The 15,116-nt window shown below is 33.9% G+C and carries 13 protein-coding genes and 1 tRNA gene; 5 read left to right on the forward strand and 9 right to left on the reverse strand.

Going from position 1 to position 15,116, the window contains the following annotated elements:
* Window positions 1-55: 55 nt before the first annotated feature.
* The gene (locus ACW9W3_RS01195) at window positions 56-964 is read left to right on the forward strand and encodes a transcription initiation factor IIB (protein WP_457764351.1); all 909 of its coding nucleotides are present in this window, start codon (window positions 56-58) and stop codon (window positions 962-964) included.
* Here the strand turns inward: ACW9W3_RS01195 and ACW9W3_RS01200 are convergent.
* Together ACW9W3_RS01200 and yciH are read right to left on the reverse strand one after the other, a co-directional pair.
* Window positions 953-1,942 (reverse strand): CPBP family glutamic-type intramembrane protease, encoded by a 990-nt coding sequence (locus ACW9W3_RS01200; RefSeq protein ID WP_457764352.1) that lies wholly within the window; start codon window positions 1,940-1,942, stop codon window positions 953-955. The two genes, ACW9W3_RS01195 and ACW9W3_RS01200, sit on opposite strands and share 12 nt — an antisense overlap.
* A gap of 6 nt (window positions 1,943-1,948) precedes the next feature.
* Window positions 1,949-2,257 (reverse strand): stress response translation initiation inhibitor YciH, encoded by a 309-nt coding sequence (gene yciH / locus ACW9W3_RS01205; protein ID WP_457764353.1) that lies wholly within the window; start codon window positions 2,255-2,257, stop codon window positions 1,949-1,951.
* Window positions 2,258-2,361: 104 nt separating this feature from the next.
* Between yciH and ACW9W3_RS01210 the strand changes: the two genes are divergently transcribed.
* The 3 genes from ACW9W3_RS01210 to ACW9W3_RS01220 are packed head-to-tail and all read left to right on the forward strand — an operon-like array spanning window position 2,362 to window position 4,652.
* The gene (locus ACW9W3_RS01210) at window positions 2,362-2,694 is read left to right on the forward strand and encodes an Sjogren's syndrome/scleroderma autoantigen 1 family protein (RefSeq protein ID WP_457764354.1); all 333 of its coding nucleotides are present in this window, start codon (window positions 2,362-2,364) and stop codon (window positions 2,692-2,694) included.
* A gap of 34 nt (window positions 2,695-2,728) precedes the next feature.
* Window positions 2,729-2,896 (forward strand): preprotein translocase subunit Sec61beta, encoded by a 168-nt coding sequence (locus ACW9W3_RS01215; RefSeq protein WP_457764355.1) that lies wholly within the window; start codon window positions 2,729-2,731, stop codon window positions 2,894-2,896.
* 7 nt (window positions 2,897-2,903) lie between these two features.
* Window positions 2,904-4,652, forward strand: a complete 1,749-nt coding sequence (locus ACW9W3_RS01220; protein WP_457764356.1) for a DUF2070 family protein — start codon at window positions 2,904-2,906, stop codon at window positions 4,650-4,652.
* On the opposite strand, the gene ACW9W3_RS01225 is transcribed toward ACW9W3_RS01220, so the two are convergent.
* On the reverse strand, window positions 4,636-5,289 hold the full coding sequence (locus ACW9W3_RS01225) for a hypothetical protein (RefSeq protein WP_457764357.1): 654 nt from the start codon (window positions 5,287-5,289) through the stop codon (window positions 4,636-4,638). The genes ACW9W3_RS01220 and ACW9W3_RS01225 overlap by 17 nt on opposite strands.
* Window positions 5,290-5,369: 80 nt before the next feature.
* Between ACW9W3_RS01225 and ACW9W3_RS01230 the strand changes: the two genes are divergently transcribed.
* Entirely contained in the window at window positions 5,370-7,832 is a 2,463-nt protein-coding gene (locus tag ACW9W3_RS01230) for an ABC transporter substrate-binding protein (RefSeq protein WP_457764358.1), read from the forward strand.
* On the opposite strand, the gene ACW9W3_RS01235 is transcribed toward ACW9W3_RS01230, so the two are convergent.
* From ACW9W3_RS01235 to ACW9W3_RS01260, 6 genes are all read right to left on the reverse strand, one after another.
* Window positions 7,817-8,308 (reverse strand): DUF367 family protein, encoded by a 492-nt coding sequence (locus ACW9W3_RS01235; RefSeq protein ID WP_457764359.1) that lies wholly within the window; start codon window positions 8,306-8,308, stop codon window positions 7,817-7,819. The two genes, ACW9W3_RS01230 and ACW9W3_RS01235, sit on opposite strands and share 16 nt — an antisense overlap.
* A gap of 34 nt (window positions 8,309-8,342) precedes the next feature.
* A complete protein-coding gene (locus tag ACW9W3_RS01240) occupies window positions 8,343-11,636 on the reverse strand; it encodes a lamin tail domain-containing protein (RefSeq protein WP_457764360.1) in 3,294 nt (1,097 codons plus the stop codon).
* Between the two features lie 137 nt (window positions 11,637-11,773).
* Window positions 11,774-12,019, reverse strand: a complete 246-nt coding sequence (locus tag ACW9W3_RS01245; RefSeq protein WP_457764361.1) for a hypothetical protein — start codon at window positions 12,017-12,019, stop codon at window positions 11,774-11,776.
* 144 nt (window positions 12,020-12,163) lie between these two features.
* Window positions 12,164-12,240 (reverse strand) — tRNA-Pro (locus ACW9W3_RS01250).
* 131 nt (window positions 12,241-12,371) lie between these two features.
* On the reverse strand, window positions 12,372-13,283 hold the full coding sequence (locus ACW9W3_RS01255; RefSeq protein ID WP_457764362.1) for a DNRLRE domain-containing protein: 912 nt from the start codon (window positions 13,281-13,283) through the stop codon (window positions 12,372-12,374).
* 138 nt (window positions 13,284-13,421) lie between these two features.
* The coding region (locus ACW9W3_RS01260) for a S8 family serine peptidase (protein ID WP_457764363.1) at window positions 13,422-15,116 on the reverse strand (1,695 nt) is incomplete at its 5' end.

Raw genomic sequence — 15,116 nt, forward strand, 5'->3', positions numbered from 1 at the left:
ACTATAATTTAGAAAATTTTAAATAGTATCATAAAAGGTTTCGTGAGATATAAAGATGGTTAAAAATGTAAATCCAAAAGACAGGTGTCCAAGATGTGGGCAAGGAACAGTTGTTACTGATGCCAATACGGGGGAGAATTTTTGTGGTAAATGCGGATTTGTTATTACAGATAAAGTCGAAGAGTCAGGACCAGAATGGAGATCATTTTCAAATGAAGGTGAAAACAAAAGCAGAGCAGGAGTTCCAACATCACTGGCAATGCACGATATGGGGCTAGCTACTGTAATCAATCCACAAAATCGTGATGCAACAGGAAAGCCATTAACGGCTTCAATGAAGAGTACGATTGAGAGACTAAGAACTTGGGATAGTAGAAGTCAAGTTCACGAACCAGTGGATAGAAATTTCAGACAGGCATTTAGCGAATTAGATAGATTAAAAGACAAACTAGCAGTAGGGGATGCAGTAATTGAAAAAGCAGCATACATTTACAGAAAAGCATTGGAGAAAGGGCTAGTCAGAGGACGCTCTATTTCAGCATTAATTGCATCAGCACTTTATGCTGCATGTAGAGACACAGAAACGCCACGAACTCTAAAAGATATAGGTCAAGCAAGTAACATCAAAAGAAAAGACATTGCAAGATGCTACAGACTATTACTAAGAGAATTGAATTTAAAAATGCCAGTAGTTGATCCAATCAAATGTATTTCAAGAATTGCAAGCAAAGCAGGTTTGTCAGAAAAGACAAAAAGAAAGGCAACCAAAATTTTACAAACAGCAGAAGAAAATAAAATTTCAGCAGGAAAAGATCCAATGGGATTGGCAGCTGCAGCACTGTATGTAGCATGTGTTACAAATGGAGAAAATAAAACACAAAGAGATGTTGCAGAAGCTGCAGGGGTAACTGAAGTTACAATCAGAAACAGATACAAAGGTTTGAAAGTAGCACTAAATCTCTAATGAATATTCCTTTTTAGTGTAAAAACGATTTACAAATAAAATTGAAACGGAGACAGCTCCCGATATTAACAACAATATTTCCAATGAAGTCATCAGAGGATAAGAAAATGCTTCCTCGATTGTAATGAAGTTTAATTGTGAGATGAAATTTGCATAAGAGAAAACAAAATAATTCATAGCCCAATGAATCAAAAGAGAAGCCACAAACCCATACCTGAGATAAACCCAACCTAAGACAATGCCGCTAGCTGCAGCTTGTGCAAATTTTCCTTCAGTCCAGGATTCAGCAAATGCAATATGTGCAAATCCAAAAAAGACTCCAACAAAGACAATTAGTAAAAATGCTTTTTTATAATCATAGATATGCAGCGAACTTGGAGCCCATAGACATTTGATAAAATATTTAGGAGAAGATTTGTTTGAATATAACGCAAACAACGGAATACCAATCAAAATTAAGCGAAACCCAAACTCTTCAATCAAAGGGGCAAGAGAGACATAAAAAAACTGAATTAGATTATTGTCATCTAAAGGAGGTACGGTCACGATACCAAATGACTCTTGAATGAAATTAATCAATGCAGAAATCAAGATTAGTATTGAAAACCATTTTGTAATTCCAATCATATAGTTTGTTGTAGTGTTGAATTTACCAAAAGAGATTATTGGCGAAAGTGATTTTAAAAATCCATGTTTTGGACCTAAAATTGCAATTGTAAATAATGCAACATAAAAAATCCACAAAATAGCAAAAGCATCTCCAAGGGTGACATCAAGGGCTGTTTGATAAAAGTCAGTACCCTCAAAAATAGTTAGATGAGTTAAAGGATATTCAAAATTAATATCATCACCAATGTTACTTGCAAAAACAATATAGATTCCCATAGGAAAAGAAACAAGTAACAAACCAAGAATAATTGATTGTAATGCAGTGAATGGGATTCCAAGGAATTGGAGAATTCTATTGGAATGTTGCAATGTATTCTAATGTAATTCTATAGTGTCTGCAGCAAATCCTAAATGAATCAAAGTGTCTTTGATACTATCTCTATGATCACCTTGTAAGAAGATATAACCTTCTTTAGCAGTTCCTCCACAAGCGTATTTATTTTTGAGTTCTTTGGCTACAGTTTCCAAATTGTTTAGTTTTGGATCTAATCCTTCAATCATAGTACCTTTTTTCTTAAATCTTCTAGTTTCTAATCGTATAATGATTTTAGTGCTATCTTTGGCAAGTTCACCACATGCGCACAAGTCTTCTGGTAGACCACAAGTATTACAAATTACTGCCATTCGTTCGAAATAAATTCGATATTACGCACTATTAAGCCTTGTTTGAACTATTCATACAAATTAAAAATATATGGATTTTTTAGATAGAAAATCAACGAACAGTATTGTCCAAAGATCTTACAAAAAAAGCTGCTGAAATGCTGTTAAATGGTGCAACATTACTTGGAGATCCTTGTCCATATTGTAAAGGAGTCAGAGTAATGAAAGAAGGACATGCATTATGTATCAGTTGCGGACGTGAGCCAGAAAAAAAGGATATTAAATTAGATGGATCATCTCAGAACAAAAAAACAGGACTGGAAGAAATTCTTGAAAGAAAGTTGCAAGTATTATCAAATGAACTCGAAACAGAAAAAAACCATGAGAAACAGCAAGAAATTCTAAAATCAGTAAATTCAGTATTAGAGACATTAGAGAAAATTAAAGGAAAACAATAAAGTTTTTATGTAAAAATCCGGATGTCGAGATATAATGAGTAGTAACAAGAAATCAGCACCACTTCCAGCATCAAGTGGGGGTTTAATGAGATTCTTTGAAGATGAAACAAAGGGATTCAAATTAGATCCAAGAATAGTAGTATCCATTCCAATTAGCTTAATTGTAATTTCATGGGTAATCGATCTTTTCCTAGCTCCGTGAAAAAACAATGGAACAAGAATCAGACGATGTTTCAAATATACACAATAGGTTTTCTCTTACTCTAGTTAATCCATCATCACATTATTTTTCATTAGTTGTTTCATTGGTAGTGGCCTCAGTGATGGTTATTGCAACATATTTTGGATATTTGAGTAGTTTAGGTTTTGAACAAAATTGGTACAGACTACCAATTGTTCTAGGAGTTTTAGTTGTAACCCAATTACTAGATACAAGATTCTCAAAGAAAAAAGAATATTCCAAATCATTGCATTCATCACTATTTGGAAATATGTTATGGACTGTAACAATACTGATGGGTATACTATCAAGCGTTGTTTTAGCAAAAGAGATAGAATTATTCTTTATAATTTTTGGAGTGTTGCTTTTTGCAAGTTTCAGAATAGGAATTTACACGACAACACTTGGAGCAAGTCTCAAAAAAGCTTGGGCAATTTGTTTCATCCAACCATTAGCAATGTATTTTGTATTAATTCCACAAGATATGTGGTTCTCAATACTTTACGAACCTATTGGATTAGTATACGGAATATCTTTTATGATAATTGCAAGTATTTGGTCAGTTCTTACCGATAGAGCTGGAAGACCAGGGATGGAGAGCACACATAAAACAATTCAAGCATATCTTGCATCACAAGGAAATGATTTTGAAGATGCTGAAGAACTAATGGAACAACGTTCAAGTGAAACCAAAGTAACCACATCACAATTAAGATTGTCATCACCTAACGGAGAAACAGAATTTAGAATGGTATTACCAGAAATCCATCCGGGCCCATATCATCCAGTAGGTGGAAGCAACATCCCATACCTAATTTACAAAAATTTATCATCAACGGCAATGGTCATGCACAGTATTTCTGATCATTCATTGAATTTACCATCAAGAAATGAAGTAGAAAATTATTTAAAAAAAATTGAAGAAAGCAAGGTCAAAGAAGAAGGGTTACATTGTACAGAACCAGTTACAGTTCAAATTAACAAAGCAAGAGTAACAGGATTACTTTTTGGAAATAATCCATTATTGTTTTTGTCCTTGTCACCACACGGTATGGAAGATATTCCAAGCTATATGAAAACAGAAATTGAGCAATATGCAAAGAATAGAAATTATGCAAGAATAATGACAGTGGATTGTCATAATGCAATGGGTCAGGAGATTTCCAAAGAAGATGGAGAAGACATGTTAAAAGCGGCAAAATCTTGTTTAGACTCTCTGATTACAAAAGAGAGTTATCCAATAGAATTTGGCTATGCAAATTCTGATGACATGGATGTTTGGACAGAGGATTTAGGAATGGGCGGATTAGGAATTGTATGCCTAGTAATTAATGGAAAAAAATACTTTCTTGGTTGGGCAGATGCAAACAACATGGAAAATGGAGTTAGAGAGAAAATAATAGATAATTTTTCAAAAAGAGATTACAACCTGTTAGAAATTTGTACATCAGATACTCACTATGCCCCCGTAAAAGCTAGAAACAGAAATGGGTATTATCAATTAGGGTTAATCACAAGTGCAGACAAACTTTCAAAGTGGTTTTTAGAGATTGCCAAGAGTGCAGAATCAGAAACAACGCCGGCTAAATTTGAAATTTTAGAAAACGAGTCAAATGTCAAAGTCATGGGGCAGGGAATATACGAAGATTATTCCAAAGCACTAGATAATTCATTAAAAATTACCAAAGCATTTGTCATTGGCGGAGTATTGTTTTTCATAACTAGTCTGTTTCTATAGTCTTCATCTGATCAATATTTCCATAAAATTCATCAATGAATGAAGAGAATTGAAAAATAGGAACAATTGGAACGTTCTCAATGAAATTTATTTTATCTTGGTATAATGTTACAATTACAGGTACAGCCATAGAGCCAGGAGTTTTTTCTACATAGTGTTTTGTGCGCTCTATTTGTTTTTTAACTGCAGTTTCTAATGCTGAAGAACTATATCGCTTCCAATGTTTACAATCAATTAAAATAGCAATACCCAATCTAATTCCAATCACATCAATTTCCATACGGGGTTTTGTAAGAATCATATTTTTAATAACTCCAAAATTTTTAGACGATAAAATTTCCCCAGTTAAACCTTCGAAATCTCTCCAATCAAGTGCAATGGAGATTTCATCTATAGGATGACCTTTTTCAAGCAATTTAACTGCAATTTTTAATTTGTCACCATCTTCAAAATAATAATTATCATCTTTTTTTGTACCGATATCATTTTTGATAAATTCTTCAAGAATTATTTCAGAATCTACAAGATTCATTTTTGTAACAGCTGAAAAATCCTCAACGGATACGCCACCTTGAATAATTCCGTTTAATCCATTAACCATTTTAGGATGAATTTTCAACTTTATTTTTTGACTCATAGGGAGATATAGGTTTTAAGAACTATTAACTTGAAGTTATTATGATATAGATTTTATTACAAGCTTTTGAAAATAAGAGTATGAAAAAATTGCTAGTTATACTGCTAGCTCTTTCAATTGCAACTTTAATGTATGATGAAGCAGTTGCAGAAAAAAATACATTTTTTGATTCAGTTAAATTTATTCAGTATTTAGATGAAAATACAGCACTAGAAGAAGTAAGAAAGGGTAATCTTGATGTATATTATTATAGAATTTCATCAGATAGATTAGAAAATCTTCAATCAAGAGAAGGATTACAGGTTTTTGATTCTACAGGTGGATCATATAGCATATTAGTAAATCCTGCAGAATCTGAAAAATTTAATCCATTTGTAGATAGAGACATCAGATTTGCGTTGAATTATTTAGTCGATAGAAAATTAATTGTGAATGAATTGATGGGAGGGTATGGAGCGCCAATAATTTCTTACTACAGTCCATCTGATCCAGAATATCTTACAATAATCAAGCAATTAGAGTCATTTAATTTCAAATACAATCCATCTCTTGCAAATGAAATTATCACCAAAGTTCTAGAAGAGAAAGGAGCCCAAAAGATTGACGGAAAATGGCAAATTTCAAGCACACCAATAGAAATTACAATTTTCATAAGAAGTGATGATCCAGTTAGAAAATCAATTGGAGAAATTTTATCTGTTGAACTAGAAAAAATTGGATTTACGGTCAAAAAAGATTTCGGGGATTTAAACAAAGCATTTGTTGTAGTATATGGTTCGAATCCTTCAGATTTGAAATGGGGTTTATACACTGAAGGGTGGGCACGCTCTGCGTTTGTAAGATATGATTCAGTAGGATTAGGGCAAATGTATTCCCCCTGGTTTTCAAACATGCCAGGATTTAACGATATGTCATATTGGAATTATAAAAATGACAAATTAGATTCGTTGACTCAGAAAATTTACACAGGTGATTTTGAATCATCAGAGAAAAGATCAGAGTTAATCCAAGAAGCAGTTGTGGAAGGTATTAATGAATCAGTCAGAGTTTTTTTGGCAAGTAAAGTTGATCAATATGTAGCAAATGAAAAAGTTTCAGGAATTGTAAATGACTTTGGTGCAGGAGTTCCAAGTAGATTCACACCAATTAATGCTAAAAGCGATAGTGATGAATTTGTAATCGGAGTCAAGCAAATTTATCAAGGAGCTTGGAATCCAGTTATGGGTTTAACTGATAGTTATAGTAGACATATTTGGGGAATCATATCAGATCCTGGAACATTCAAACACCCATTCACTGGTGAAACAATTCCAGTTAGAGCAAATTGGCAAGTTGAAACTGCAGGACCTAAAGACAAACTTGACATTCCAATTGAAACAAAAACATGGAATCCAATATTGCAAGAATGGACTACTGTAAAAGTAAATTCGCAGGCAACTAGCAAGATAACATTTGATTTTGAATTTAGTAATTGGCATAATGGACAAAAAATGGACATGAATGATATTCTTCATGCATTATATTTTACAATAGAATGGGGAACACAAACAGATGAAAACGATAGAACTTTTGATACAGAGTTCACACCAAGGGCTGCTCAGAGTATTCAAACAATCAAAGGAGTTAATGTGATTGACGAGAATACAATTGAAGTTTATGTAGATTATTGGCATTTTGATGAAGGGGAGATTGCAGAATGGGCATTATTATGGAGTTCAATGCCATGGGAAATTAATGCTGCAATGGAAAAGGCAGTAATTGATGGAAAAGCCTCATTTTCAAGATCAGGGGCTACAAGCAAAAATGTAAGCTGGTTATCACTAATAGTTCCAAATGATGCAAACACCATCAAAAATTATTTGCAAGAATTCAAAAATGCACGATTCATCCCAAATGCATTAAAGGACTCTAGAGATTCAGAGTATTTTCAAAACAGATATGATTCATCGATAAAATGGATTGAAACCAACAATCACGCAGTGATTAGTAATGGCCCATTTTATCTAGAGTCATACTCACCGGAATCAAGAACAATAACAGTTAGAGAATTCATTGATAAATCATATCCATTTAAAATTGGAAAGTGGGAGCAGTTTGAAAATGCAAAGTTTCCAGAAATCAAAAAAGTAGATATGAAAAATACACTCCAAAAAGGAGTAGAACTAAACATAGTTGTAGAAGCAGAAAATTCAGACAACATACTTTACTTTTTAACAAATAGTGAGGGGAATATGATATCATCAAAAACGCTAAATCTAGATGATAAAGAAATTACAATTACAATTCCTTCAGAAACTACAAAGGATTTAGGAATTGGGGCAAATAACATCAAAATATTTGCAATTTCAAATTCTGTGTTAAAACCTGATTTTTATGAATTATCTTTCATTGTAACAGAAAAGGAAGAAAAATTGCCCACAAGTATTCCTAGCGATGATATTTTTGTAGAAAATGAATCAAATCTTTGGTTTTGGATAATCCCGTTAGGAGTTTTTGTTGTAAGTATTATTTTGTTAAAGAAAAGACATCAAGCCAAACCATAATCTTTTAGAATTAAATCTATTTGAGATTCATTTTCAAGTTTAGAGTATTCATCAAAGAGATTTTGGTTTAATTCATAAAACGTATGACCCCATTTGAATTTGTTAAGCAATTCTAAACCTTGCTCTTTATCGCCTAGAATTATTAATGATGCAGATAATGCTTCAGCAGTAGTAAGCTTGTTAAGTTTTGAATAATTTACAGGGTTACCTGCCAGTAATGGCGGAAGTTTTCTTTTAATTCCATTGAATTTTTTTGAGAAAGCTTCGTCAGCAAGATTCCATGAGCAATCAATACCGATTATAGAATTTATCAATGACTTATCTTTAGGGATAAGAGTTTTTTCTGAGAAGGGATCTAAGACCAACCCTTTAGTTCCAATTTTTTTTATGTTTTGAGCAAGACCAAATTTCACCATTTTTGCAGCCGTGCATTTTTTTGGATCATCCTGGTAAAACATTAAAACTTGTAATTTCATTTTAATTAATAATACAATATAGAGTATTTTGAATTTACTCTAGAGTTTTGTATGTAATTTTGTAATAGAAACGAGACACCTGATCATCTTTGATAATCTCAACATCCCAATTCGTGTCAGACAAAAAGGCATCAGAGGATTCAGGCAAAATACTAAATTTCTCCAATCGTACGTCAGGACCACTATATCTTACATTCAATGATATTCCATCGACTTCAACAACATCATAGATTTGTCCTGGTTTTCGTGTAGATTCACTCACAAGACACTCAGGAGAAGGTCCAATTATACAAATTCCAGATTCACTTGAAACTTTGAGATTTACATTGGATTCATCACCTCTAGTAGGAGTAATCAAAGATCCTGAAATCACACGTGGCGCAATAGTTTGATCATTTACAGTTTTTTCTGCAGCAAAAATAGTAATTGCATCTTCAGAAAGCCTATTTTCTTTCTCAATATGTGTATCTAGTTTTGGAGATACTGGTTTTTCAATTACATTAAATTTGATGGATTTTGCTTGAAAATCAGCATCAACTAGTGCCTCATATGAGCCAATTGCTGAAGAAGAAGATGGGATAGTAAATTGGTATGTAAATGAACCTGATGAGCTAGGGCGTATTGTAGTTACTGGACCAGAATTTTTCCCACAAACAAAAGATCCGCAGGTAATTTCATTTCCAGTTTTTTTAGCAACACTTACTTCAAACTTTTCAAGATAAATTAGCTTGTTTGGTTTTCCAGTAATCACTACTACATCTCCTGGGTAGTATTCAGATTTATCAGTGAACAGTAAAAGAGACAATGGAGCATCAACACCAAAAGTGAAATCATTGACAACTGAAAATGTTGTTTCAGTTTTAGTATTTCCATATGATGCTTTTACTGAATAACTTCCTTCACTAAAGATTGTTGCAGGTAGTTCAAAGAGACTTGTGAAATCACCACCTTGTGTAGGATATACCGATGATTCATGAATTTGTTTGTATGGGAATTTTCCATCAACAACTTTGATTGAAACTCTTTCTGGAACCACAAGGCCTTGTCCCCCATCACCTTGATTACGTTTGATAATATTTCCAACGACCTTTAACTTTTCACCAGCTTTGTATAATGATTTTTCAGTAGTTACAAAGATAGGTGTTTTTGATAATGTATCATTTTTAGGATCGGCTGAAACTTTGAAGAATAAAGTTTTACTTTCAGAAGCTGTTGATACTTTAATTTTATAGATACCAAAATTAGATTTTTTAACATCTCTTTCACTGTCATCAATCTTTAGTGTTTGAGTTTTTTCAGAAATTGGAGTTTTCCAGTCAAATGAAAATCGTTGATCATCTATAACTGCACCGAAATCACTTCTAGAGCCATCAGGTTTCGTAATTGAAATTACTGGGAACTTGTCAGCAAGAGGAGGAAAAATTCCAGTTAGATGAACAGTTTCACCCAAACCATAGACTTCTTTATCAAGAGATAAAATAGCACCATCTTTCAAATCAAGTGAATTAGCAGTTTCAAAACTTGTAGATGCTGATAGTCCTTCATATTTTGCTTTGACGGTGTATTTTCCCTCGGAGAAAATAAGTTTAGTCAACTCAGTGGTTACAGTAAAAATTCCAGAAGTTTCAGGAATTGCAGTAAAATCATACCCTATAGAAACACCACTGGTAGATAATTTACCGGGGTTAGCAGAACCAATTATTTGTAGAGGTTTTCCATCTTCTGTCAAAATTGTAACCTTAACAGGTTCAGTTTCAAAACTGGCTCGAGAAACAGTATTTGCTATTTGTCCTGTGATTATGATTGTTTTATCTAAACCAAATTCATAGAGAGTTTTATCAGTAAATACAGTAAGCGGAGCAGTTGATTTGACATATGTTGAAGGATCTTTTACTACTTGGATGAATTTTGTTGCAGAGCCAATATCTTTGCTGACCTTGATAGAATACCCACCTAATCGTGTATCACTTTGTGGAATTTTAAACGAATATTTGAATTTGCTATCTCCGTCTAATCTTACAACATCAAGAATTTTTAGTGTAGAGCCACCACCAGTACTTCCACCCAAAGAAAGATTCTTGGTCTGAATAATTTCTAAATTAAATGAATCAACCCATTTATCATTTAGACGCCCTGTAATGTTTACAGTTTCACCTAGTCCATAGACTTCTTTATCAGTCCAAAGTGAAATAGGAACATTTTCTTTAATGTCCTTATTTACATCAAAATAAATCAGTGCAGATTTATCAAAATATTCAGCATATACCTCATATGTCCCATATACTGGATTTACAGTAGTCAAAAACAAACTAGTTGAAAATTTATCTTTTGTAGGATAAAGATTGCCACTTGAAACAACTTTACCCTGAGGATCTTTTACAGTTACTTTCATTCCTTCAAATGGAATTGTTTCTGAAGTAACACCAGTTATTGAAACTATTTGTCCCGGAAGGTATTGCGATTTATCAGTGATGATGTTAAGAGAGGAATCATCTTTAGTTTTTTGCTCCAATAATTCATAGCCTACAGAAAAATTTGTTGTAGTACTTGCACCAGCATATGAAACAGATACAGTGTATTCACCTTCTTTGATTCCTAGAACTTGATGTAAATTGAGTGTTGTTTTGTAATTAAGATTTAGATCAGGGTATAGTTTTATAGATTGAAAATAGTTAGGACCGGAAATGTCTATTTTAATTTGCTCTGATTGGAAAAATGGTTTTACAATAAAAACTTCTTTAGATACACTTCCAGATATTTTTGCAGTTTGACCAAACAAATAAGACGACTTGTCAGTTGATGCAGTTACAGTTACATCATTGGATGCTTTAGATTCTAAGATTTTTCCATTTGATGAACCAGCAGTGGATGTTGCAAACTTCCAATCATCAGAACTGTCAAAATCATATCCGTCAAAGAGTCTCTGCCAAGATTTAAAGTCATTTTGAATATCTGCAATAAGAGGAGTCTTATCAACTACAACTCCATTCTTGTCTCTTAGTTCAACCAGTTCATTTGAATCAGTAAACCAAACACTTTGATAAGAATATGTCAAAAATTGTCCAGGTTTTATTATTGTACCATCAGGTATTGTCATTGTTTTTTTGAGAACGGTAGTTGATGCGATTTTCCAACCACCTAAATTAACATCAGAGTTTGTAGGATTGTAAAGTTCTACCCACTCTGAGATAGATGTCGCATCATTTCCAGGAGGATTGATATCCACCTCATTTATCACGACATGATCAGTATTTGTTTGAGCATAAACTGGAACAATGATTCCTGCAAGTAAGATCAAAGATAAAACTAGAGATAGATTACGAATCATTGTTGTTTCCTAGTTTGATTGAATATAGGACTCTTTTTAGAATGAAATTGAGGAAAAGTTGAGCTTGTTGTTAAAGTCATATATCTTAAAAACATGAATATTTTTGAGATTTATCTCTATTAAGGCACACGTAGGAATTATTCTTTAGGATAGTCACAATTTGGGCATTTTTTATTAAAAACTTGAGAGCCGCACTCCATACAGATTCCCTCACCCACGTCTTTTTGGATTGATTGTTTTCTTTTTCCCACATACACTTTGATTCCAAAATACATTAGAATTACTATAATGGCAGCATATACTGGAGCCATAAATGGAATAAGTCCTATCATGAATAGTAAAAGCCCTACAATTAGTAGGACATCACGCCGCTCAAATTTCAATAAAAACACACCTCAAAGAATTCATAAAAACATGCCGGAGCTCAGAGCCAATTAGTTTACTTCATTTCAAAGTCAATTCTCTAACTCTTCCTCATTGCCCGGCAAAGAGTTTAGGTAATGATTTGATAATAACATAATGATTGATGGTGGGATCGGCGAAATTTGAATTCGCGACCTCTGCGTCCCAAACGCAGAATCATACCAAGCTAGACCACGATCCCAGCGAATTTCCAAAGTTGCCCAATTTAAGCTTCACAGATATGAGATTTTAGAGTAAAAATTATTCCCAAATTAAAAAGCCATGCAGGTAGGAATGAATTTTGACTAAATAAAAATAAGAAAAAGAGGGGTTTTATGTGAAAGTTAGTTCCAACTGCGGAATGTTTTGTTGTGTCTCTCTTGCTGCAATGTTGATTCTACCAGAGGAGTCCTCATCACTTTTCATGATCACCCAACCATAGTTTGGTGAACCATCAAGAAATGCCATAATGTCTTTTGTAACATCAAACTCTATCCATTTTCCTGAAATATCATTTGAGATGACCACGGTATCAGTAACAGTGGCCTTAAAGCTACCACCATCCCAATTTGCACATTCATTTTCATCTGAGCAATCCCAGGTCACACCCTTTTGAGTTCCAACAAAGTTTGCAAATGGAGCATTAGAACCAATGCCTTCTTGCCATGGTTCAGTTAGACTGCGAACAGTAACGGATTGACCTTCTTGCCATCGTCCGTCATTGTCAACTACAAAAATTTTCAGTTTTGCAGAATCCAATGTTCTATCACCAAGTGCAGTTCCTAGTTGTGCATCATCAAAACCAACTAGAACTCTGTTATTTGTGGGACCAGAACCCATGACGCGCAATACTTTGCTTGCGCCTTCATTAGATGCCTGTAATCCTTCTCTAACAAAGCTGTCTTTGGATGAAAAGAGAATAGCAGAATTTTCAGTGAATTGGATGTCAGAAACCGTTGTCTTGACTGCTCTGAATGCTGAGAAGCTATCAGTGTTTGTACCCATCATTTGTGAATCAAATCCTTGGCTCTGTTGAATAAATATGCCAGTAGGGAATGATGCAGATGAAGGATCAAAACACAATCCAGTGTTGCAAAGCATTTCATAGTTTTTATCAGAAAGCAAAGACGATGTAAATCCATTACCTAGCATAAAAAAAGTCATACCAGAAAAGACCACACCAGCTATTACCATCATACTTAGAAGTTTAATTCCAGAATGTTCAGTTGTCGTCAAAGTTGTCATTACTATATAACATCATATCGTGTTAGTATAGACTTGTTTGTAATCCAATTACATACATTTTCTTCAAATATTCAAAAAACCAAAATATTCAGAAATTGTTTTGCATAATATCAAAATATGATTGAAAAGATTTAGAAATTAATTTTTAGATGCAATGAATGAAGCATCAACTACACCATATCCGTATTCATTGAGATTATTACCTTGGGCAGAATTGGGCTTTGCATTTTGTTCGATTTCATTTAATAATTGTTCAGGAGACAATTCAGAGTTTGAATCAATCATAAGTGCTACAATTCCTGCAACATGTGGAGTAGTTGCAGATGTGCCATAAAACAAGTTGCCACCATAAGCAATTGTTGTAACACCATTTGGACCTACTACACTTGGAACAGATTTACCATTATTTGTTGGACCATGAGAGCTAAAGGATTCTAATTTACCATCTATACTGTTAACTGCTCCAACGACAATGACCCCTTTAGCATCAGCTGGCACTACAACACTGCCTGATGATACAGGATATTCTATACTGTTATTAACTGAGAATAATTCCATAGTCGAATGTTTTGGTACGTCTGATGGAGATTTCAAATCACCAACATAAGATATACCCAAAGCATACAATCCTGCCATTTGGGGCATAAAGAATACGCTTTCAGTTTTATCAGAGTTTGATGTCTGAGTATTTGCAGAGTAATCTACAATTTGACCTAATGGATCTACTAGCACCAAATCAAAGTCAGATGAATCACCCATTCCATCATCCCAGTTTAGATATATCATGATTGGAACTTTGTTGTTAATTTGAGATTCAGATACAGAAAGAGATAATCCTTCATCACTTTCTGCAAATTCATGCCATGAATTAAGATCAGCATCAGAGAAGGAACCTTCCCAGTGTTTTTCTGCAAAGTTACCCGAGGGTACAATTACTGAGATTCCATGATTAATTGCTTCTTCAACTTTTTTAGTTATATGACTAGAACCGTCAGTTGGTAAATTTGGCCATCCTGCAGCCATTGCAATAACATCAACATCATTTGCAATTGCCTCATCAATTGCACGTCCAAATTCAACATCAGTGTTCATCTCATATAGATACAATCCAGAGTTGGGAGCAACATCAGAGATGATTTCAGCCACTGCTGTTCCGTGACTTTGACTTTCACCTTGTTCAATTGATTGTAGAACCATAGAATTTTCAAATGAATTTCTGAATGATTTAAAATCTACGATGTTATCAGAGATTTTTGGGTTTTCAATATCAAATACAATATCAAGTACTGCAACTTTTACATCTTCACCGGTAATTCCAGAACCGTGAACAATATCCACATTAGTTGAGAAAACTCCTTCTGAAACAGGATATTTGGAATAAGAGTTGGATGAACCTTTTACTATTGATTTGTCATTTGATGATTCATCAAAGTTGGATGGTTCAGAGTTGGATGAACCTTTTACTATTGATTTGTCATTAGGAGAATCATTTAATCTAGCATCGCTTAGTTGAACGATGTCAGAATTTTTTTCAGTTCTATCAGTTTTTGTCACTTGATTATAATCAGAATCATTTTCTGAAAAAGTGTTATCTGAGGTGTTAGTGTTAAAGGTGTTAGTGTCTGATGTACGTGTGTATGTAATCTTTGAGTCGTAAGTACGTGTGTATGTAGTCTTGGAGTCTTGAGTGGTAGAGTCTTGAGGGGTAGAGTCTTGAGGGGTAGAGTCTTGAGTGGTAGAGTCTTGAGTGGTAGAGTCTTGAGTGGTAGAGTCTTGAGTGGTAGAGTCTTGAGTGGTAGAGTCTTGAGTGGTAGAGTCTTGAGTGGTAGAGTC

The sequence above is a fragment of the Candidatus Nitrosopumilus sp. bin_68KS genome (assembly GCF_054095825.1).